Raw genomic sequence first — 20,487 nt, forward strand, 5'->3', positions numbered from 1 at the left:
AATCGCGTTCGGCGCTGTAGTGTCGAAGTGTGCAGCGACGAATCATGGGAATTGAGACCGAGTTCGGTGTCACCTGCACCTTTCACGGTCATCGACGGCTGAGCCCGGACGAGGTTGCCCGCTACCTCTTCCGGCGGGTGGTCTCGTGGGGCCGCAGTTCCAACGTGTTCCTCCGTAACGGCGCCCGTCTGTACCTCGACGTCGGATCGCATCCCGAGTACGCGACCGCCGAGTGCGACAGCCTGCTGCAGCTCGTGAATCACGATCGGGCGGGGGAGCGTGTGCTCGAAGAGTTGCTGGTCGATGCCGAGCAGCGGCTCGCCGAGGAGGGCATCGGCGGCGACATCTATCTGTTCAAGAACAACACTGATTCGGCGGGCAATTCGTACGGCTGCCACGAGAACTTCCTCGTGGTGCGGGCGGGGGAGTTCTCGAGAATCTCGGATGTGCTCCTTCCGTTCTTGGTGACGCGGCAGCTGATCTGCGGCGCCGGCAAGATCCTGCAGACGCCCAAGGCCGCCACGTTCTGCCTGTCGCAGCGCGCCGAGCACATCTGGGAAGGCGTCTCGTCGGCGACCACGCGCTCGCGGCCGATCATCAACACCCGCGACGAGCCGCATGCCGACGCCGAGAAGTACCGCCGTCTCCATGTGATCGTCGGTGACTCCAACATGTCCGAGACGACGACGATGCTCAAGGTCGGGACGGCCGCCCTGGTGCTCGAGATGATCGAGGCCGGGGTGCCGTTCCGGGATTTCGCGCTCGACAACCCGATCCGCGCGATCCGCGAGGTGAGCCACGACATGACCGGTCGTCGCCCGGTCCGGCTGGCCGGCGGTCGGCAGGCCAGCGCGCTCGACATCCAGCGCGAGTACTACTCCCGGGCCGTCGATCATCTGCGCACGCGCGAGCGTGATCCGCAGGTCGATCAGGTGGTGGACCTGTGGGGCCGGACGCTCGACGCCGTGGAGAACCAGGATTTCGCGAAGGTCGACACCGAGATCGACTGGGTGATCAAGCGCAAGCTGTTCCAGCGCTACCAGGACAAGTACGGCATGGAGCTCTCCGATCCCAAGATCGCCCAGCTGGACCTCGCGTACCACGACATCAAGCGGGGCCGCGGCGTCTTCGATCTGCTGCAGCGCAAGGGCCTGGCGAAGCGCGTCACCGAGGACGAGACCATCGAGGCGGCCGTGGAGACGCCGCCGCAGACCACACGCGCCAAGCTGCGCGGCGACTTCATCGCCGCCGCACAGGACGCCGGTCGGGACTTCACGGTCGACTGGGTGCATCTCAAGCTGAACGATCAGGCGCAGCGCACCGTGCTGTGCAAGGACCCGTTCCGTTCGGTGGACGAGCGCGTGGAGCGGCTCATCGCGTCCATGTGACCGCACCGAGCGTCCCAACCGGGTAGTTCGCCCGTTTTGCTACCGCTCGGTCTGGTCCTTTGCCACTAGGCTCGGCGGCGTGGCGATATCCAAAGTCGAGCGGTTGATGAACCTTGTCATCTGCCTGCTCTCGACCCGACAGTTCCTCACGGCGGAGAAGATCCGCGAGAGCGTGGCAGGCTACGACGAGTCCGCGAGTCACGAGGCGTTCAGCCGAATGTTCGAGCGGGACAAGAACGAGCTGCGAGATCTCGGCATCCCGCTCGAGACCGGACAGGCGAACCGGTTCTCGGGCGTGGAGGGGTACCGGATCAACCGGGACGCCTACGAGCTGCCCGACGTCGACCTGGACGCCGCCGAGGCTGCCGCCGTCGCCGTCGCGGTGCGGCTGTGGGGATCGCCCGAACTGATGTCGACGTCGCAGAGCGCGCTGATGAAGCTGCGGGCGGCCGGGGTGCAGGTCGACTCGGAACTGGCTGCCGTCCCGGTGTCGGCGATCCCCGCCCGCACCCGCGGGTCGGAGTCCGCGATGCGGCAGCTGCTCGAGGCGATCGACGCCGGCCGCGTGGTGACCTTCCAACATCGGGGGGCTCCCACCGAGCCGTTCGTGACGCGGACCGTCGAGCCGTGGGGCGTCGTGACGTTGCGCGGACGATGGTACCTCGTCGGACACGACGTCGACCGTGACGCGACCCGGACGTTCCGGCTCTCGCGCATCGGCGATCCGGTGCAGGCGATCGGTCCGGCGAACGTCGTCCGCAAGCCCGCGGACGTGGATCTGCGGACCGTCGTCGACGCGGTGACCGGTGCCGGGTCCGTCACGGGCGTCGCGGTGGTCTGGGTCGCCGAGGGCCGGGCGACCGAACTGCGTCGGCTGGGAACGGTCCGGGGCACGCGGGAACTGGGGTCCCGGCCCGGCGCGGTGCTCGAGATCCCGGTCCGGTCGTGGGACTGGACGGCTCGGTTGATCGCGGGCCACGGCGTCGACGCACTCGTACTCGAACCGGAATCCCTGCGTTCGGCGGTCAAGGAGAAGCTGCGTTCCGCAGCCGTGGGGGCCGCGGTCGCGGCGGAGAGCGTGGAGGCACAGCGATGAGTGTCCGACTGTCGCGGCTGGCCCGGCTGCTGAACATGGTGCCGTACTTCATGGCGAACCCCGGCATCAGCAAGGAGCAGGCGGCACGCGAGCTGGGTGTCACCGTGCCGAATCTGATGAAGGATCTGGACCAGCTGTGGGTGTGCGGGCTGCCGGGGTACGGCCCCGGCGACCTGATCGATCTCTCGTTCGACGAGGACACCGTCTCGGTGATCTTCTCGGCGGGAATGGACAGGCCCCTGCGCCTCACGTCGACCGAGGCGACGGTGCTGCTGGTGGCGCTGCGCTCATTGGCCGAACTGCCGGGAATGGTCGATCCGACGGCGGCGCAGGGCGCGATCGCCAAGATCGAATCGGCCGCGGGACGCGCAGCCCAAGCGATGAGCGGCGGCGGATCGGACGAGGATGGCGCGTCCGCGGCCACGCCGGAGAATCCGGTCGCCGCGACTGTGCGGTCGGCCTTGAAGCACGATCGCGCGCTGCACCTGACGTACTACTCGGCGTCGCGCGACGCCGTCTCCCAGCGCGTGGTCGATCCGATCCGCTCGCTGCTGGTCGACGACCACACCTACCTGCAGGCGTGGTGTCGGCAGGCCGAGGGCGTCCGGCTGTTCCGGTTCGACCGGATCGACGCGGCCGAGGAACTGGCGGAGGCGTCGGCGCCTCCCGCGCAGGCGCTGGGGACCGACGAGCATCTCGAGCTGTTCACCGCCGACGCCGGGCTGCCGCTCGCGCACCTGCAGATCTCGGGGTCCCACGGCTGGATCCTCGACAACTATCCGATGGACCTGGTGCGGACGCTGTCGGACGGGTCGATCGAGGTGACCATGCGCTACGGCTCGCTGGAGTGGATGGCTCGCCTCGTGCTCGGTTTCGGGTCGGTCGCCCGCGTCCTCGGGCCGGTGGAACTCGTGGACGCGGTACGCGAACGTGCCCGGGCGGCGCTCGACGCGTACGACGCGCTCGGGGCGTGAGGCGCGACCCCTGGCCCGCTACGTCCGAATTGTCGTCTCGATCCGGCCGAAGGGGTCCCGTGGAGACGGCGAGAAGAGTAATTTCGGATAGCGGTTGCGTGAACCGGATCTCCGGTAGGTGCGCAAACCGCTCCGGTTGGTTGTTACGTCACGGTGAACAGGACATTTGCACCAAGACCGACGCACTCACGTCCGGTAGCATCGTTGACGTCTGATATTTGGAGGTAGTAATGACCGGAGGCTTCAGCCTGTGGCACTGGGCCATCGTCGCGCTGGTGGTCGTCATCCTGTTCGGTTCCAAGAAGCTGCCGGAAGCGGCTCGTGGTCTCGGCAGGTCCCTGCGCATCTTCAAGAGTGAGGTGAAGGAGATGCAGAACGACGGCAACACGTCCTCGAGTGCTGCATCCGATTCGGCTCCGTCCGCTCAGTTGCCGTCCGCGCCGCTCGATGCCACGGTCGTCGAGACCCCGCAGCAGCCCCGCACCGAGCCGAAGTCGGCCTAGTTAACGTTTAACGAGCATCCGGGGTGAATCCATCACCCCGGATCACTGCTGACCAAGGCTAGGGCCCATAGTGCGAATTCCGTTCGACCCGCGTCGGAGCAGGCGCAGGACAAATCCAGACGGCACGATGTCGCTCGTCGACCATCTCTACGAGCTGCGGAATCGTCTGCTCATCGCCGTTGCCGCGATCGTCGTGACGACGCTCATCGGGTTCGTCTGGTACTCGACGTCGTTCTTCGGCATCGAGAGTCTCGGCAACGTCTTGACCGGGCCGTATTGTTCGCTGCCGGCGTCGAGTCGCGCGGACTTCAGCCCCGTCGGCAGCCCCGACGACATGTGTCGACTGCTCGCGACCGGCCCGTTCGAACAGTTCATGCTGCGACTGAAGGTCGCGCTGACCGCCGGCATCGTCCTCGCATGCCCCGTCTGGCTGTACCAGCTGTGGCGGTTCATCACGCCGGGCCTGTACGCCAAGGAACGCAAGTACGCGATCAGCTTCGTCGTCGCGGCGTCGACCCTGTTCATCGCCGGCGCTGTCCTCGCCTACCTCGTCGTGGCCCAGGCGTTGCACTTCCTCCTCTCGATCGGTGACAACGTCCAGGTCACCGCGCTCAGCGGTTCGCAGTACTTCGGGTTCGTGATCAACGTTCTGATCATTTTCGGTGTCAGCTTCGAGATCCCGCTGCTCATCGTCGCGCTCAATGTCGTCGGTGTCCTGCCGTACGCGAAGCTCAAGGCGTGGCGCCGGGGGCTGATCTTCGCGCTGTTCGTGTTCGCGGCCGTCGCGACACCGGGCCAGGACCCCTTCACGATGCTGGCGCTGGCCGCCGCTCTGACGGTGCTGCTCGAGTTCTCGATTCAGATCTCGCGCCTGCACGACCGGCGCAAGGCTCGGCGTGAGGCCGAGGATCTCGCGGCGCTGCCGGACCAGGAAGCGTCCTCGATCTCCGCGCCCACGTCGATCGACGGGACGTCGCCGGTCCAGCCGTCCGCGGCCCCGAACGTGACTTCCACGCAGGACTACTCGGACACGTTGTGAGGTCACGAACCCAACTCGATGAATTCACGGACCAGCTGAGCTTCCCGCTCGATCCGTTCCAGATCGAGGCATGCGCGGCGCTCGAGGCCGGGCACGGCGTGCTGGTGTGCGCGCCCACCGGTGCGGGGAAGACCGTCGTCGGAGAGTTCGCCGTCCACCTGGCCCTGGAATCCGGCCGCAAGTGCTTCTACACGACGCCGATCAAGGCGCTGAGCAACCAGAAGTACGCCGAGCTCTCCGAGCGTCACGGTAAGGACGCCGTCGGCCTGCTCACCGGTGACACCAGCATCAACTCGGACGCGCCGATCGTGGTCATGACGACCGAGGTGCTCCGCAACATGATCTACGCGGAGTCACCCACGCTGCGCGGGCTGTCCCACGTCGTGATGGACGAGGTGCACTTCCTCGCCGACCGGTTCCGCGGCGCCGTGTGGGAGGAAGTCATCCTGCACCTGCCGGACGACGTGCGGCTGGTCAGTCTGTCCGCGACGGTCAGCAATGCCGAGGAATTCGGTGCCTGGATGGAGACGGTTCGCGGCGACACGACGATCGTGGTGGACGAGACCCGCCCGATCCCGCTGTGGCAGCACATCATGGTCGGCCGTCGGCTCTTCGATCTGTTCGACACGACGGCCACGCCGACCGGGGGACGCGACATGGTCGTGGACCCGGACCTGGTGCGCCATGTGAAGCAGCGGCTCGCGCTCGACCGGATGAACTCGTGGGAGCCGCGCGGGCGCGGACGGTCGAGCGACCACCGCCCGCTGCCTCGGCCCGAGGTGATCGCCCGGCTCGACGAGGAGGGGTTGCTGCCCGCGATCACCTTCATCTTCAGCCGCGCGGGTTGCGAGGCGGCGCTGGCGCAGTGCGTTCGGTCCAAGCTGCGGTTGACGACGCCGGAGCAGACGGCGCAGATCCGCGCGATCGTCGACAGGCACACGCGGGACCTGCCGCGGGCGGACCTCGAGGTGCTCGGGTATTGGGGGTGGCGCGAAGCGCTCGAGCGGGGATTCGCCGCGCATCACGCCGGGATGCTGCCGGCCTTCCGCGAGACCGTCGAGGAACTGTTCGTCAACGGGCTCGTGCGTGCCGTGTTCGCGACCGAGACGCTGGCGTTGGGCATCAACATGCCCGCCCGCTCCGTCGTGCTCGAGCGGCTCGTCAAGTACAACGGCGACACCCACGCGGAGCTCACCCCGGGCGAGTACACGCAGCTGACCGGCCGGGCCGGCCGCCGCGGCATCGACGTCGAGGGCCACGCGGTCGTGCTGTGGCAGCCGGGCGTCGAGCCGACCGACGTCGCCGGACTCGCGTCGACGCGCACCTTCCCGCTGCGCAGTTCGTTCCGGCCCGGATACAACATGTCCATCAATCTCGTCGACCGGATGGGGGCGGCGGAGTCGCGGGCACTGCTCGAGCGCTCCTTCGCGCAGTTCCAGGCGGACCGGTCCGTCGTCGGGTTGACGCGGGGGATCGAACGTAACGAGGCGGCCCTCACGGAACTTCGGGACCGGCTCGGGGGCGTCGACGGCGAGTACTTCGAGTACGCGCAGATCCGGGAGCGGCTGCGCAGCCGGGAACGCCAGCTGGAACGGCAGAAGCGGACCGACCGGCGAGGCGCGGCAGTGGAGTCGCTGAACTCGCTGCGTCGCGGAGACGTCATCGCGATCCCGGTGGGGAAGCGGTCGGGTCTCGCGGTGGTGTTGGAAACCGACATGGACCGCGCAGACCCGCGGCCGCTGGTACTCACGGAGGAGAAGTGGGCGGGCCGGGTCAGCGCCGCGGACTTCCCGGTGCCGGCGCGCTCGCTGGGACGGATGCGGCTTCCCCGGCACGTCGACCACCGCACGGCGCGGGTGCGTCGGGATCTGGCGTCGGCGCTGCGCAGCACCGGGATCACGCCACCGCGGCGGGTCAAGCGCGACAAGGGTGGCCGGGAGGATCGCGAGGTCGTCGAGCTGCGCAAGGCGTTGCGCACGCACCCCTGCCATTCGCATCCGGATCGGGAACAGTTGAGCCGCATCGGCGAGCGGTACAACCGGCTCGCGAGGGAGACGGACACCATGCGCCAGAAGGTGGCTGCGACCACCAATTCGCTGGCGCGGACCTTCGACCGGATCGTCGCGCTGCTCACCGAGCGCGGGTTCATCGCTGCGGGAGACAACCCGAAGGCCACCGAGGATGGTCAACGGCTGGCTCGGATCTACTGCGAGAGCGACCTTCTGGTGGCGGAGTGTCTGCGCCGGGGAGTGTGGAGCGGGTTGTCGCCGGCGGAACTGGCGGCAGTCGTCTCGTCGGTCGTGTACGAATCGCGGCAGGATGCCGAGGCCCCGGAACGGGGTCCGACCGTTCCGATCCGTCGAGCACTGGTGGAGACGGCCCGGGTGTGGGCGGAACTGCGGTCCGACGAGGTCCGCCACAAGCTTCCGCTCACCCGTGAGCCGGATACCGGCTTCGTGACGGCCGTATACCAGTGGGCCAGTGAGGAATCGCTGGTGGATGCGCTGTTCGCCGCGGGCTCGGGTGGCAAGGAACTGTCGGCCGGTGATTTCGTGCGGTGGTGCCGCCAGGTGATCGATCTGCTCGACCAGATTCATTCCACCGCATCGGATCCGGGTGTCGCCAAGGCCGCCGCTCGGGCGGTCGGGGCGATCCGGCGAGGCGTGGTCGCAGTAGCCGCAACATGACGGCCGCCCCGACGGACCCGGGTACGGGTGGGTTCGGGGCGCGCGAATGCGTAGTGTGACGGTGATATCTGACAAGGGAGGGACTGGTCGTGGGCCTGAAAGACGGCTTGGCGGGCGGGACCAGCGCACACCAGTCGAGGAGGCAGTGTTCATGAATGCTCCGCAGGGACCCAACGACGCCAACCAGGCGTGGGCTCCGTCGCCGGAACAGTCCGACAATCCGGCTGCGCCGGCAGCGCCGGAGTCGCACGACCCGAATCCGTACGGGGCCAACCCGTACGCGAACGCCGGGCACTCGGCGCCGGAGCAGGGCCAGATGCCCGGCCAGTACAACCAGTACGGTCAGCCCTACCCTGGTGCGCCGGCCCCGTCCGCGCCGACCGCGCAGTGGCCGGCGGCCGCACAGCCGTGGGGGCAGCAGGCGCCGGGTCAGCAGCCCCAGCCCGCTCAGCAGGCGTGGAATCCCCAGGCCGCCGGTGCACCCCAGCCCGGTTCGGCTCCGCAGTGGGGCGCCCCCGCCCCGGGACAGCCGCAGTGGGGCGCCGCCCAGGGCGGGTACCCCCAGGCCGGCGGGTATCCGCAGCAGGGGTACCCCACGCAGCAGTACGGTGCACCGCAGCAGAACCAGTGGGGCGCACCTGTGCCTCCCGCGACCGCGCCGTCGGGTGACAACAAGAAGGCCCTGATGTGGGTGGGGATCGCGGTGGCCGCCACGATCGTGGTCGGCGGAGTCGTGTTCGCGCTCGGGTCGCTCGGCAGCAAGACGCTCGATCAGGCCGCCGCGGAGCAGGGCGTCGAGCAGATCGTCACCGAGTCGTACGGCGCGCGTGCGGTCACGAACGTGAGTTGCCCGTCCGGACAGAAGGTCAAGGAGGGATCGTCGTTCGAGTGCACGCTGAACGTCGACGGCACCCCCAAGACGGTCACCGTGACGTTCACCGACAACGACGGCACCTACGAGGTCAGCCGCCCGAGCTAGCCTGCCGCCGAGGCGTTCACGAGCGTTCGGTTGCCATCGCCGCCACGAGTCGGGCAACCGAACGCTCGACGCCGAGGTCCGCGGCGATGCGGGCGAGCAGTTCGGGGTCGGCCGGGGCGAGCGGCAACGTGTCCTCTCTGGACAGTTGCACGTCCGAATCGGTCACCACCCGCACGACGGGCAGTGCCGCGTCGATGTAGTCGGTGGCCGCGGCGAGTTTCGCCCGGACGCCCTTCGCGACGTCACTCGACGGGTCGAGCGCTGCGACGCGCAGTTGTTCGAGCGAGCCATGGCGCAGCAGCAGCGCCGACGCGGTCTTCTCGCCCACACCCTTGACGCCCGGGAGGCCGTCGGACGAATCGCCGCGCAGCAGAGCGAGTTCCGCATACGCGTCGCCTGCGCGGTCGGCGGGTACACCGTACTTCTCGGCGACCTCGGCGGGGCCGAACAACTCGGCCTTGGCCAGGCCCCGGCCCACGTACAGCACGCGCACCGGAACCGGTTCGTCGGCCACCACCTGCAGCAGGTCCCGGTCGCCGCTGACCACCACGACGGGGTCCACCTTCTCCTGTGCGGCAAGGGTTCCCAGAACGTCGTCGGCCTCGAACCCCGCGGCGCCGGCGGTCGCGATGCCGGCCGCCCCGAGGATGTCCACGATCATGTCGACCTGGGGGACGAGGGTGTCCGGTACCTCCTCGGCCGATCCGTCGGACTCCGCCGCCACACGGTGCGCCTTGTACGACGGGACGGCGTCCACCCGGAACTGGGGTCGCCAGTCCAGGTCGAGGCACACCGCGACCCGCGACGGCTGGGTGCGGGTGATGAGCGCGGCGACCATGTCGGTGAAGCCGCGCACGGCGTTGACGGGTCGCCCGTCCGGCGCGGTCATCGACTCGGGAAGGGCGTAGAACGCCCGGAACCACAGACTCGCACCGTCCAACAGCAGCAAAGGCCCACTCATGCGCCCCATCCTGCCAAACGGCACTAGCCTGAATCCATGAGTTCCCACAGTGCCGGTTCCGCCGCCCCCGATGCATCCCGGTTCCCCTCCGCCGTCTACGCAGACCGACTGGCCCGAGCCGCGCAGTTCGCGGAGCGTGCCGGGCTCGACGGTCTGCTCATCACGCCGGGGCCGGATCTGCGGTACCTGATCGGCTCGCGCGCCGACTCGTTCGAGCGGCTGACCTGTCTGGTCGTGCCGTCCGACGGGAGTGCGCCGTCGGTGGTACTGCCGCGGCTCGAGCTTGCGTCGCTGGGGGATTCGGCCGTCGCCGATCTCGATCTGCCGGTGCACGACTGGGTCGACGGTGTCGACCCCTACGAGGTGGTGTCGTCGTTGTTGCCGGAGTCCCCGCGGACCGCGGTCACCGATGCGATGCCGGCCCTGCACCTGGTTCCGCTGGCCCGCCGGTTCGGTACGGTGCCGGTGCTGGCCACCGGGGTGCTGCGTGAGCTGCGAATGGTCAAGGACGACGCCGAGATCGAGGCCCTGCGCCGGGCCGGCGCCGCCATCGACCGGGTGCATGCCCGGATGGGCGAATGGCTGCGTCCGGGCCGTACCGAGGCCGAGGTCGCCGCCGACATCACCGACGCGATCCTGGCGGAGGGACACACCGAGGCGGCGTTCGTCATCGTCGGGTCCGGCCCGCACGGCGCCGACCCGCACCACGAGGTCTCCGATCGGGTCATCGAGTCCGGCGACGTCGTGGTGATCGACATCGGCGGCCCGGTCGATCCCGGCTACAACTCGGACTCCACCCGCACGTACAGCCTGGGGGAGCCCGACGCGGACGTGGCGGAGAAGGTCGCCGTGCTCGAGGCGGCGCAGCGGGCGGCGGTGGAGGCGGCGCGTCCCGGCGTGACCGCGGAGTCGGTCGACGCCGCGGCGCGCGACGTGCTCGCAGGGGCGGGCCTGGCCGACGTGTTCGTGCACCGCACCGGCCACGGCATCGGACTGTCGGTCCACGAGGAGCCGTACATCGTCGCCGGCAACACCGTCGTGCTCGAACCGGGCATGGCGTTCAGCGTCGAACCGGGCATCTACTTCCGCGGGCAGTGGGGGGCCCGGATCGAGGACATCGTCGTGGTGACGGCGGACGGGTGTGAGCCGATGAATCGTCGCCCGCACGGGCTGACGGTTCTCCCGGGGTGACCCGTCCGTCGGTCAGACGATGAAGTCGCCGAAGGTCGGGTTCGTCTGGCACAGGGGCAGGCTGCCCGGGTCGATCGTCCCGAACACGGTGGCCCGAACGTTCCCGTGGCCGGTGTAGACCGTCTTCGAGTAGCACGGGTAGGTACCCTCGAGCGGCGCGATGCCGCCGGCCCCGGTGTCGAGGTTGATCGACGCGACGGTCACCTGTCCGGCAGCGGGGATCGGCGGCGCCGCGGGAAACGACGCGAACCGGAGTTCACCGGGCCCGATCGGTGGCGTCTGCTCGGGGCCGGACTGCCCGGTGGCCGCGGTCGGAGACATCAGGCTGCCTTGGTTGGCGCAGCCGATCGTCAGCGCCGGGGGACCGAAGATGGCCATCCCCGTTCGGGTGCGCTTGGTGACGTCCTCACACGTTACCGCCGTGTACGACGCGCTATTCACACCTGGCAGGCCGAAGATCGGTGTAAATCAGACGATTTCACCGTTCGACGAGAATCGCCGACCCCATCACGCGCTCGACGGAGATCTCGATGACCACGCGGGTCGGGTTCTCCCGCGGGGTCCGGTAGCGAGCGGCGTAGCGCTGCTCGGCATCGGTCACCGAGGAACGATCCGCCAGGACACGGGCGGGACCCTCGAGCGTGATCCAGCGTCCCCCGTCGACCTGGCTCACCGCTCCGTATCCACCACGATCGGCGTTACGCGCCTTCTGCGACGCGTCGTTCGTGATGATCCGGACGATTCGGCGCTCCGGATCCCACGTGAAGCCCACCGCGACGACGTGCGGGGTGCCGTCCTTGCGCAGCGTCGTGAGGGTCGCCAGGTGCCGTTCGGCGAGGAACGCGGCGGCCTCGGCGGTCAGGTGGGAGGCGTCGGACGGGATTCGCGGCATGACCCGACGGTACTCGAGCGCCCCGAATCCAGGACACTGGAGGCATGAGTGACACGGAGTACGCCCCTGGATCGGTGGTGCTGCTGGGTGGTCGCAGCGAGATCGGGTTGGAGATTGCGCGGCGGTTGGCGCCGGGACGCGTCGTCGTCCTCGCCGCACGCCGCCGCGGGGAGCTGGAACGGGAGTGCCGGATGGTGCTCGACGCTGGTGCGACCGAGGTGCATTGCGTCGAGTTCGACGCCGATCGCGTCGCCGATCATCCGGCGGTGCTGTCGGCGATCGCCGAGCAGCACGGTCCGATCGGTGTCGCCGTGCTGGCGTTCGGCGTGCTGGGCGATCAGGCCCGCGCCGAGCAGGACGCCGGCCACGCGCTCGCGGTGGTCCACACCGACTATGTCGCGCAGGTCAGCGTGCTGACGCACCTCGCGAACTTGATGCGGGCTCACGGGTCGGGGCAGATCGTGGTGTTCTCGTCCATCGCCGGTGTCCGGGTACGCCGCGCCAACTACGTGTACGGCTCCGCCAAGGCCGGCCTCGACGGCTTCGCGAGTGGCCTGGCCGACGCCCTGCACGGCAGCGGCGTCCGCTTGTTGCTGGTACGCCCGGGATTCGTGATCGGTCGGATGACGGAGGGCATGAAGCCGGCGCCGTTCTCCAGCACACCCCAGCAGGTGGCAGACGCGGTCGCACACGGGCTGCGGAGCGGACGGGAGCAGGTGGCGGTGCCGGGCCTGCTGCGACTGGTGTTCATCGCGATGCGGCTGGTGCCGCAGTTCGTCTGGCGGCGGCTGCCCAGGTGAGCGAGCGCACGACCGATGCGATCTTCGTGGTGGGAATCGGCGCCGACGGATGGGACGGCCTGTCGCCCCGCGCCCACGCCGCGATCCGGGACGCCGAGGTGCTGATGGGGTCGACCCGCCAGCTGTCCCTGGTTCCGGCGTCGCCGGCGCTGCGGGTGCCGTGGCCGTCGCCGATGGTGCCGGCGCTTCCTGCTCTTTTCGAGGAACACCGCGATCGCCGGGTGTGTGTGCTCGCGAGCGGTGATCCGATGTTCCACGGCGTCGGTGTCACGCTCGGGCGGGTGCTGGGGCCGGACCGGTTGCGGGTGATCGCGCACCCGTCGTCGGTGTCCCTCGCGTGTGCGCGCCTCGGTTGGGCCCTGCACGAGACGCCGACGGTGAGCTTGGTGGGGCGTCCGGTGACGACACTCGCCGCGAGCCTGATCGACGGCGAACGACTGCTGGTTCTGAGCACCGACGAGCACTCGCCCGCGGCCGTCGCGGAGCTGCTGTGCGACCGCGGCTTCGGCGACACCGGGATGGTGGTGCTCGAACAGCTCGGCGGACCGGCGGAGATCGTCGTCCGGGGCCGGGCCGCGAGCTGGGATCGGCCACCGGGCGATCCGCTGAACGTGATCGCGCTCGAACTGCGGGCTGCGTCGACTCCGCAGCGGCTCACCCGGACACCCGGCCTGCCGGACAGTGCGTTCCAGGGTGACGGGCAGATGACCAAGCACGAGGTACGCGCGCTGACCCTGTCGGCGCTGGCACCCGCGCCCGGCGAACTGCTGTGGGACGTGGGAGGCGGTTCCGGAACCATCGGCATCGAGTGGATGCGCACCGATCCGCGTTGTCGCGCGGTCGCGTTCGAGCGTGAGGACCGCCGCGTCGCGCAGATCGTGGACAATGCCGCGAGGCTCGGCGTCCCCACGTTGCGGGTCCGCGGTTCGGCGCCGGCCGCTTTCGCCGACGAGGTACTGGTCCCCGACGCGGTTTTCGTCGGTGGCGGAGTGACGCAGGACGGCATGCTCGACGCCTGCTGGGATCGTCTGCGGCCGGGCGGCCGGATGGTGGTCAACGCCGTCACCGCGGAATCGGAGGCGCTCGTCCTGCAATGGCATTCGCGGCTCGGAGGCGAGCTGCGCAAGTTCCAGGTCTATCGCGGCGAGCCGCTCGGCGGGTTCACCGCGTGGCGACCGCAGCTGCCGGTGGCCCAATGGTCGGCCGTCAAGCCGCACAGCACCGAAAGGGAATCGCTATGACAGTCCATTTCATCGGAGCCGGCCCCGGTGCCCCGGACCTGATCACCCTGCGGGCCTCGCGCATCATCGCCGAGAGCCCGGTCTGCCTGTACGCGGGCAGCCTCGTGCCGGCCGAACTACTCACGCTGTGCCCGGACGACGCGGACGTGATCGACACCGCCCGCATGAGCCTCGACGAGATCATCGAGCAGATCATCGCCGCCGATGCGGCCGGACTCGACGTCGCGCGCCTGCATTCCGGCGATCCGTCGATCTATTCGGCTGTGGCCGAGCAGGTTCGACGGCTCGATGCGGCCGGTGTCGCCTACGACATCGTGCCCGGCGTTCCGGCGTTCACCGCGGCGGCAGCGGCGCTCGGGCGGGAGCTGACCGTGCCGGGGGTGTCGCAGTCGATCGTGCTGACCCGGGTGTCGACGCTGTCGACGGCGATGCCGCCGGGGGAGGACCTGCGCTCGCTCGGGCGCAGCGGCGCCACCATGGTGGTGCACCTCGGTGCGCACCGCATCGAGCAGATCGTCGAGGAACTCTCCGAGAACTACGGACCCGACTGCCCGGCAGCGGTCGTCGCGTTCGCGACCCGGCCGGACGAGGTGGTGCTGCGGGGCACCCTCGCGACCCTCGTCGACCAGGTGCACGCCGCGGGGATCACGAAGACGGCGGTGGTGATCGTCGGTCGCGTCCTCGCGGCCGAGGGGTTCCCGGACAGCTACCTGTACTCGGCGACGCGCACCCGCACCACCCATTGAGCCCGCGGATACGGACGGTTCTGGTCCTCGGTGGCACCCGCGAGGCACGGATGCTCGCCGCGCGACTCGATCCGGATCCGACGGTCGAGGTGATCTCCTCACTGGCCGGCCGGGTGCGGGAACCGGTGCTCCCGGTCGGCCAGGTGCGAATCGGCGGCTTCGGTGGCGTCGACGGACTCGAGCAATGGCTGCGGGACAACGAGGTCGACGCTGTCGTCGATGCGACCCACCCGTTCGCCGCCCGGATCACGGCGAACGCGGCGGTTGCGAGTGAGCGGACGGGCATTCCGCTGTTGGTGCTGCGGCGTGCCGAATGGAGCGCCGGCCCGGGCGACTGCTGGCACGTCGTTACCGATCTCGCGTCGGCCGCCGCCGTGGTTGCGCGGTTGGGGGAGCGGGTGTTCCTCACGATCGGCAGGCAGGGCGTCGAGGCATTCGCCGGGTGCGCCGGACGGTTCCTGATCCGCGCGATCGACCCGCCCGCGGCGGCCGTGCCGGCCGATTCCGAAGTTCTGCTGGCCCGTGGACCGTTCACCGTCGACGACGAGATCGCGCTCATGCGGGAGCACCGGATCGACGTCGTCGTGACGAAGAACAGCGGGGGAGCGCTCACGTCGGCGAAGCTCGACGCGGCCCGCGAGCTGGGAATCCCCGTGGTGATGGTGGCGCGGACACCGATCCCGGCGGGAGTGGAGTCGATGTCGGACCTCGACGCTACCGTCCTCTGGATCACGCAGATCGAGAAGCCTCGCCACCCCGGAAGGACACGTGAGTGAACACGAATGGGATCGATGCCGTGGGCGCCGCGCGCACCACGGGCCACTTCGACGGCGTCGACTTCGGGGGCTTCTGGGACGACGGCGACTATTCGCGGCAGAACTACGTCGAGGCCGCGCCGAGCGACGAGCTGATCGCGTCGATCGAGGCGGAATTGGGCGGGTACCGGCTCCCGGACTCCTACGTGGAGCTGGCGCGGATGCACAACGGCGGCATGGTCGATCGCTGCTGCCATCCGATGGACGAGCCGACGATCTGGGCCGAGGACCACATTCGGATCAGCGGACTGTACGCGATCGGCCGCACCGCGACCTGGTCGCTGTGCGGGAAGCTCGGATCGACGTTCAAGCGGGAGGAGTGGGGGTACCCGGACATCGGTGTCGGTATCGCCGACACCCCCAGCGCGGGACACGAGCAGATCATGCTCGACTATCGCGAGTGCGGCCCGCGCGGCGAACCGCGGGTCGTGCACGTCGATCAGGAGGACGACTACCGCATCACCCTCGTCGCACCGGATTTCGCCACCTTTGTGCGGGGTCTGGTGAGCGAGGACGAGTTCGACGACAGCGAGGAGACGCTGCACGCCGATCTCGAGGTGGTGCGCGGTGGCACCTTCTCGCCGATCCTCGTCCGCGCCCTGGAAGCGGCGGACGTGCCCGACGGTGAGGCGCTGATCCGTGCGCTCGCTGAACGGATCGTGATGGAGAAGGGGTTTTTCGCGCTTCACGCGGACGGCCACTCGTGGCTGATGTACGACGCCATGTTCTGGCTGTATTCCCATCTGGCGACCGCGGCGTCGTTCGAGGACTTCGTGAACCGGGCCGAGGGGCAGTCCGACTACGAACGCCCCTGCTACACCCTCATGATCACCACCAGGTTCGTCGCAGACCCGTACGGCTTCTGCACCGGTGGCTATGCCGAGGGTTTCCTACGGGACTGGTGGGATGCGAAAGTGGAGCGCGGAAACATCGTCGCCGCCGACGACGGGTACCGGTTCGCGCCGGAGTACGAGGTGCAGCTCCTCCGGGTTCTACGGGCCGTCGCGGGTTGAGGATATCTTCGGCTGCATCACGACGAGAACTGGTTACTCGGGTGCTCGACCTGTGGTGGCTCGGCGAGCATCTCGAGCCGCTCGCGTACGACGAAGAGTTGCTTCTCGATATCGAGAGCTTCAGCCGTCGTTCAGCAGTTCGTCGACAAACTTCCTCGCTGCGAGTGAGTCTCGATCATCAGTGAACGGGCGTGCGACGTCCTCGACTCTCCGCGCAACTTCTGACTGTGCCTTCTGAATAGTGCCCAGTAGCAGGTTGCTCAACTGGACGTCGCCGAGGCGCAGTGCCTGCGGCGTGAGACGGACGTCGGTGATTCTAGCCTCTGCGTCGACGACGATACTGAGTTCACCGTTACGAGAATTGGTTCGGACCTCGATCTCATTGACTGCCTCACGCAGCGCTTTGTGCTTCTGCCGCCAGCTGGCCACCGCTGCACGTTGTGAAGCGTTCCACTCGTCCAAGTATTCCATCGCAAACTCCTGAATTAGGCTTGGTCCAACCAATCGTGGCTACAGTTGGAGAATGATTGGACGTACTAGTCGTGGGAATCATCTACCGGCAGTGGTTTGTCGGCGTATTGACTTAGCTCAAGAACGGGCGTTGAAGCAAACCCTGCCTGAAGAGTTCAATCTCATCCGCTCGTCGAGTCATTCATCGTAGAACCCCGCCTGGTAATCCCACGAATCGTCAACCTCGAACGGCTCGTCAATATACTCCGCGAAGCTGTGGAGTGTGTCCGATGGAATATCATACCCACCTGCTTCGAGTGGGTACTTCACACCGCCGATCTCCACGGTGTCTCCGAGGTTTAACAGTTTCTTTAGGGTGGCCGTCGTCAATCCGGGCATGGCATAGTCACGAACTTGCAGCTCGGACTCTCTATCGAAAGCCTCCAAATACCACATGTGATTCATCGCTCCGGTTTACGTTTCGGATCAGCGGGCTTTGTTTGCGCACCTGTCTCGGGATCGTACTCGCCCTGGTGCTTTCCGTTCTTGTCGTATTTCTCGACCGCGCCATGCTGATAGTCCCACTCGTACGTATTACCCTTGTCGTCTTGCCATCTCTTCCGGTGGCCGAGCCGTTTCGCTGGCCGTGCGTTCGGGAAACCTGTCAGATTTCTCGGCGGCGTGACGTAATTGTGTGCGCCTCCACCTCCGCCGCCACTCGTGCTCGAATTGAATGCGGTCGGGTTTGCCTCGAGTAAGGGTTGAAGGTCGGTGGCTACTCCGCCGATTGCGACACCGGCGGCGACCGTCGCGCCCACCGCGACGGCGGCCGCTGCATCGAAGGAGATGAGGACCGTGACGATGGATGCTCCGGCCGCACTGCCGGCAGCCCCTGCCGCGGCTGCCGTCCCGATTCCGGCCGTGAAAAAGCCCGCGATGCCGCCGATGATGAGGCCGGCGCCCAGGGCGCCGGCGAGGATTGCGAGGATCTTGTGGTGAGCGTCCTCGATCTTGTCGGCCCAGTCCCGGCATGACGACGCGAGACTCTCGTATTGGGCCGCCACATTCTCGGTGTCGGTCAATACCAGGTCCATCTGTGCCAATGCCTGAGGTATCTCGCCCGAGACGATGTCCTCGAGGAGGGGGAATGCCGATACGGTCTCGTCTCCTGCGCTCCGGAGTCCTGTCGCGGCGGCACGCCACGCATCGCCGAGCGCCCGGAGCTTGTCGGGGTCTCCGTTGGGCCACGTGTGGCCTTGCAGCCAGCTGCTGACCAAACCCCACCCGAACGGCTCGTCGGTGTCACCGCCGAACGCTCCCTTGAACGTTGGTGACATGCTGCTCGGGAGTTGCGCTGGCGGTCCGTCCGGGGGTTCCGGGGGATTCTTGTTGGCCTTCTCCACATTTGCGTGGTTGAGGGCGGTGAAGGCGAGCAGGTCGTGCATCTTTCCGAATGCGTTGACGATGGTGGTCCCCGCGGCGACAGCGTCGAATGCTGCCGGATCGTAGCTCGCCGCCCACGTGGCGCCCGCGCTGTCGCTCCCGGCACAGCCCCAGTGCGCGTCGAGCGCCGCGGCGAGAGTGATGATCACTTCTTGCCCGCTGGCCTGGGCGGTTCCGTACAGTTCCGCCGCATCGCCCACCAGCGTGGAGTCCATGGTGATCGGGGCCGTCATGGCCACATCCCCATGTTGTGTTCGACGTTTGCGATGTACCCGTCATGCGCGCTCTGTGTGGCGGTCTCGAGTGCAGCCAAGGCGGTTTGCATATCGATCATTTCGCGGTGCCAGGTAGCGGCCTTGCTCCGGTGCGCATCGGCGGCATCTCCTTGCCAATCGACATGAAGTGCAGCGATTTCGCGTTCGACATCGGCGATGCGCTGCTCGAACTGTCGACCGACTTGGCGGGCCCTCTCGACGAGCGCGAGAATCTGTTCGGTGTTCGCGACGTAGCGTGCCATCAGCAGTCGAGCTCCAGGTGAAGGCTCTTTGCTTCGCGCGCGTTCTTGTCGTCGACCCTCGTATAGGCGTCTGCTGCTTGGTGCAGCAGCGTGGCGTCGTCGCTCAGGGCCATGGACACGCGTCGCGCCGAATCGACCCACTCGGCCCACAATGCTGAATGGGTGTCGGCTGCATCACCGGCCCAGTCGGCCGCCATCAGATTCTCGGACTCGCGGCGGAGATTCTCGACATCGTCCCAGAATTCGTCAGCCAATTCCGTCACCCGATTCGCGGTCGCATGCATCCGCCCCGGATCACTTCTCATCATCACCCCTGATGCCCCTGTGACGGGTGACCCCCACCCCGTTGCGAGATTACAGGGGCGGCCCTGAGTTCGGTTGGCTCGCCGGGTGCAGAGGTCGCCGACGACTGTGATGGACGCCGTGATGCGGCGGGGGCGTTTCGATGTGGTACGCGATCGCATTGTCCCGATGTCTTTTCGGCCGCGACCATCTGGTCGAACTCATGACGGACGCGGTGGGTTTACGTCACGCCCTCGCGGATCGCACTCACGCGGACGGCCACTCGTGGCTGATGTACGACGCCATGTTCTGGCTGTATTCCCATCTGGCGACCGCGGCGTCGTTCGAGGACTTCGTGAACCGGGCCGAGGGGCAGTCCGACTACGAACGCCCCTGCTACACCCTCATGATCACCACCAGGTTCGTCGCAGACCCGTACGGCTTCTGCACCGGTGGCTATGCCGAGGGTTTCCTACGGGACTGGTGGGATGCGAAAGTGGAGCGCGGAAACATCGTCGCCGCCGACGACGGGTACCGGTTCGCGCCGGAGTACGAGGTGCAGCTCCTCCGCGTCCTGCGAGCGGTGCGGGGCCGAGGGAGCTATCGCGGCGTCAGCACGAACACCGGAATCTCGCGGGTCGTCTTGCGCTGATAGTCGGCGTAGGGCGGAAACGCGTCGACGGCCCGTTGCCACCACAGCGCCTTCTCCTCTCCGAAGACTTGCCGGGCGATGTAGTCCGCGGTGATGGTGCCGTCCTGCAACTCGACATGCGGGTCGGCGACGACGTTGTGGAACCACACCGGGTTCTTCGGGGCGCCGCCCAACGAGGCGACCACGGCGTATTCGCCGTCGTGTTCGACCCGCATCAACGGGGTTCTGCGCAGCTTGCCGGTCTTGTTGCCGACGGTGGTCAGCAGAACGACGGGTTTGCCTGCGATCGTCGTGCCTTTAGTCCCACCGGATTCGATGATCCGATCGGCCTGGTCGGCCGCCCAGCCGACCGTGCCGCGTTCGTATTCGCCGGACAGGGGCATGGTCAGCGCCTTTCAGGTGAGGTTGCCAGGGGGCGGATGGGGGTGTTCTGGGCCGCCGCCAGCCACCACCGGCCGTCGCGCTCGACCAGGACATACATTGCCATCTCGGAGAAGCCGTCGGGATCGATCGACTGCCTGCGTATCTGTGTCACCACGACACCGGCCGCCGGCGCGGTTGCGGCGACCACCTCGAAACGTGACGGGGGAGCGGCGCTGGCCGCGACCAGGCGGTGATGGATCGCGTTCAATTCGTTGAAGCCGGTGACACTCGCCCCGAAAGGGCTGCCCCATAGAACATCCGCGGCGAAGGCGGCATCGTACTCGTCAGCGTTGCCGGAACTCTGCAACCCGGCGGCAAACTCGGTTGCCACCCGATGCGCGGTCGCGTCGTCGGCGACGACACCTAGCACAGGTCGACCGTTCATGTTCCATCCC

24 protein-coding genes are annotated in these 20,487 nt (G+C 67.9%); 14 read left to right on the plus strand and 10 right to left on the minus strand.

Features of this window, described 5'->3' with window-relative positions:
- Window positions 1-44: 44 nt before the first annotated feature.
- The 7 genes from pafA (at window position 45) to ABTV10_RS12145 (ending at window position 8,666) form a co-directional block, all read left to right on the plus strand.
- Window positions 45-1,388, plus strand: a complete 1,344-nt coding sequence (pafA, locus tag ABTV10_RS12115) for a Pup--protein ligase (RefSeq protein ID WP_499035000.1) — start codon at window positions 45-47, stop codon at window positions 1,386-1,388.
- Between the two features lie 79 nt (window positions 1,389-1,467).
- Window positions 1,468-2,484, plus strand: a complete 1,017-nt coding sequence (locus ABTV10_RS12120) for a helix-turn-helix transcriptional regulator (protein WP_499035003.1) — start codon at window positions 1,468-1,470, stop codon at window positions 2,482-2,484.
- A complete protein-coding gene (locus tag ABTV10_RS12125; protein WP_499035004.1) occupies window positions 2,481-3,458 on the plus strand; it encodes a helix-turn-helix transcriptional regulator in 978 nt (325 codons plus the stop codon). The genes ABTV10_RS12120 and ABTV10_RS12125 overlap by 4 nt, the downstream gene beginning before the upstream one ends.
- A gap of 230 nt (window positions 3,459-3,688) precedes the next feature.
- Complete coding sequence (gene tatA / locus ABTV10_RS12130; protein ID WP_499035005.1) at window positions 3,689-3,961, plus strand: Sec-independent protein translocase subunit TatA; 273 nt, start codon at window positions 3,689-3,691, stop codon at window positions 3,959-3,961.
- 127 nt (window positions 3,962-4,088) lie between these two features.
- Window positions 4,089-5,000 (plus strand): twin-arginine translocase subunit TatC, encoded by a 912-nt coding sequence (gene tatC, locus ABTV10_RS12135; RefSeq protein ID WP_499035006.1) that lies wholly within the window; start codon window positions 4,089-4,091, stop codon window positions 4,998-5,000.
- Entirely contained in the window at window positions 4,997-7,687 is a 2,691-nt protein-coding gene (locus ABTV10_RS12140) for a DEAD/DEAH box helicase (RefSeq protein WP_499035007.1), read from the plus strand. Before tatC ends, ABTV10_RS12140 begins: the two co-directional genes overlap by 4 nt.
- A 151-nt stretch (window positions 7,688-7,838) precedes the next feature.
- Window positions 7,839-8,666, plus strand: coding sequence for a DUF4333 domain-containing protein (locus ABTV10_RS12145; RefSeq protein WP_499035008.1), 828 nt, complete (start codon window positions 7,839-7,841; stop codon window positions 8,664-8,666).
- Window positions 8,667-8,682: 16 nt separating this feature from the next.
- Here ABTV10_RS12145 and ABTV10_RS12150 read toward each other — a convergent pair whose 3' ends face one another.
- A complete protein-coding gene (locus ABTV10_RS12150) occupies window positions 8,683-9,627 on the minus strand; it encodes a 5'-3' exonuclease (RefSeq protein ID WP_499035010.1) in 945 nt (314 codons plus the stop codon).
- Between the two features lie 36 nt (window positions 9,628-9,663).
- Here ABTV10_RS12150 and ABTV10_RS12155 point away from each other — a divergent pair, with 36 nt between their 5' ends.
- Window positions 9,664-10,818 carry a M24 family metallopeptidase gene (locus ABTV10_RS12155; RefSeq protein WP_499035013.1) on the plus strand — a complete coding sequence of 385 codons (1,155 nt, stop codon included), beginning with the start codon at window positions 9,664-9,666 and terminating at the stop codon, window positions 10,816-10,818.
- Between the two features lie 12 nt (window positions 10,819-10,830).
- Here the strand turns inward: ABTV10_RS12155 and ABTV10_RS12160 are convergent, their stop codons facing one another.
- Window positions 10,831-11,259, minus strand: coding sequence for a hypothetical protein (locus ABTV10_RS12160; RefSeq protein ID WP_499035015.1), 429 nt, complete (start codon window positions 11,257-11,259; stop codon window positions 10,831-10,833).
- A gap of 37 nt (window positions 11,260-11,296) precedes the next feature.
- The gene (locus ABTV10_RS12165) at window positions 11,297-11,710 is read right to left on the minus strand and encodes a PPOX class F420-dependent oxidoreductase (RefSeq protein WP_499035017.1); all 414 of its coding nucleotides are present in this window, start codon (window positions 11,708-11,710) and stop codon (window positions 11,297-11,299) included.
- Window positions 11,711-11,754: 44 nt separating this feature from the next.
- Between ABTV10_RS12165 and dprE2 the strand changes: the two genes are divergently transcribed.
- The 5 genes from dprE2 to ABTV10_RS12190 are packed head-to-tail and all read left to right on the plus strand — an operon-like array spanning window position 11,755 to window position 16,325.
- The gene (dprE2, locus tag ABTV10_RS12170) at window positions 11,755-12,510 is read left to right on the plus strand and encodes a decaprenylphospho-beta-D-erythro-pentofuranosid-2-ulose 2-reductase (RefSeq protein ID WP_499035018.1); all 756 of its coding nucleotides are present in this window, start codon (window positions 11,755-11,757) and stop codon (window positions 12,508-12,510) included.
- On the plus strand, window positions 12,507-13,751 hold the full coding sequence (gene cbiE, locus ABTV10_RS12175) for a precorrin-6y C5,15-methyltransferase (decarboxylating) subunit CbiE (protein ID WP_499035020.1): 1,245 nt from the start codon (window positions 12,507-12,509) through the stop codon (window positions 13,749-13,751). Before dprE2 ends, cbiE begins: the two co-directional genes overlap by 4 nt.
- A complete protein-coding gene (gene cobM, locus ABTV10_RS12180; RefSeq protein ID WP_499035022.1) occupies window positions 13,748-14,497 on the plus strand; it encodes a precorrin-4 C(11)-methyltransferase in 750 nt (249 codons plus the stop codon). The genes cbiE and cobM overlap by 4 nt, the downstream gene beginning before the upstream one ends.
- Window positions 14,494-15,273, plus strand: coding sequence for a cobalt-precorrin-6A reductase (locus ABTV10_RS12185; protein WP_499035023.1), 780 nt, complete (start codon window positions 14,494-14,496; stop codon window positions 15,271-15,273). The genes cobM and ABTV10_RS12185 overlap by 4 nt, the downstream gene beginning before the upstream one ends.
- On the plus strand, window positions 15,270-16,325 hold the full coding sequence (locus tag ABTV10_RS12190) for an SMI1/KNR4 family protein (RefSeq protein WP_499035024.1): 1,056 nt from the start codon (window positions 15,270-15,272) through the stop codon (window positions 16,323-16,325). The genes ABTV10_RS12185 and ABTV10_RS12190 overlap by 4 nt, the downstream gene beginning before the upstream one ends.
- Window positions 16,326-16,445: 120 nt before the next feature.
- Here the strand turns inward: ABTV10_RS12190 and ABTV10_RS12195 are convergent, their stop codons facing one another.
- From ABTV10_RS12195 to ABTV10_RS12215, 5 genes are all read right to left on the minus strand, one after another.
- The gene (locus ABTV10_RS12195) at window positions 16,446-16,796 is read right to left on the minus strand and encodes a YbaB/EbfC family nucleoid-associated protein (protein WP_499035027.1); all 351 of its coding nucleotides are present in this window, start codon (window positions 16,794-16,796) and stop codon (window positions 16,446-16,448) included.
- A 177-nt stretch (window positions 16,797-16,973) separates the two neighbouring features.
- Window positions 16,974-17,240 carry a DUF7683 domain-containing protein gene (locus ABTV10_RS12200; protein ID WP_499035029.1) on the minus strand — a complete coding sequence of 89 codons (267 nt, stop codon included), beginning with the start codon at window positions 17,238-17,240 and terminating at the stop codon, window positions 16,974-16,976.
- The gene (locus ABTV10_RS12205; protein WP_499035031.1) at window positions 17,237-18,451 is read right to left on the minus strand and encodes a colicin E3/pyocin S6 family cytotoxin; all 1,215 of its coding nucleotides are present in this window, start codon (window positions 18,449-18,451) and stop codon (window positions 17,237-17,239) included. The genes ABTV10_RS12200 and ABTV10_RS12205 overlap by 4 nt, the downstream gene beginning before the upstream one ends.
- Window positions 18,448-18,735: a WXG100 family type VII secretion target gene (locus ABTV10_RS12210; RefSeq protein ID WP_499035032.1), complete on the minus strand. Its 288-nt coding sequence runs from the start codon at window positions 18,733-18,735 to the stop codon at window positions 18,448-18,450. The genes ABTV10_RS12205 and ABTV10_RS12210 overlap by 4 nt, the downstream gene beginning before the upstream one ends.
- Window positions 18,735-19,199 (minus strand): WXG100 family type VII secretion target, encoded by a 465-nt coding sequence (locus ABTV10_RS12215; protein ID WP_499035034.1) that lies wholly within the window; start codon window positions 19,197-19,199, stop codon window positions 18,735-18,737. The genes ABTV10_RS12210 and ABTV10_RS12215 overlap by 1 nt, the downstream gene beginning before the upstream one ends.
- 41 nt (window positions 19,200-19,240) lie before the next feature.
- Between ABTV10_RS12215 and ABTV10_RS12220 the strand changes: the two genes are divergently transcribed.
- Window positions 19,241-19,669, plus strand: coding sequence for a hypothetical protein (locus tag ABTV10_RS12220; protein WP_499035035.1), 429 nt, complete (start codon window positions 19,241-19,243; stop codon window positions 19,667-19,669).
- Here ABTV10_RS12220 and ABTV10_RS12225 read toward each other — a convergent pair.
- On the minus strand, window positions 19,618-20,052 hold the full coding sequence (locus tag ABTV10_RS12225; protein WP_499035036.1) for a nitroreductase family deazaflavin-dependent oxidoreductase: 435 nt from the start codon (window positions 20,050-20,052) through the stop codon (window positions 19,618-19,620). The genes ABTV10_RS12220 and ABTV10_RS12225 overlap by 52 nt on opposite strands.
- A gap of 2 nt (window positions 20,053-20,054) precedes the next feature.
- On the minus strand, window positions 20,055-20,477 hold the full coding sequence (locus ABTV10_RS12230; protein ID WP_499035038.1) for a Cif family virulence factor: 423 nt from the start codon (window positions 20,475-20,477) through the stop codon (window positions 20,055-20,057).
- Window positions 20,478-20,487: the final 10 nt, after the last annotated feature.

Origin of the sequence: Paraburkholderia sp. RHO2, assembly GCF_050955445.1 — a bacterium.
Lineage (GTDB): Bacteria > Actinomycetota > Actinomycetes > Mycobacteriales > Mycobacteriaceae > Prescottella > Prescottella agglutinans_A.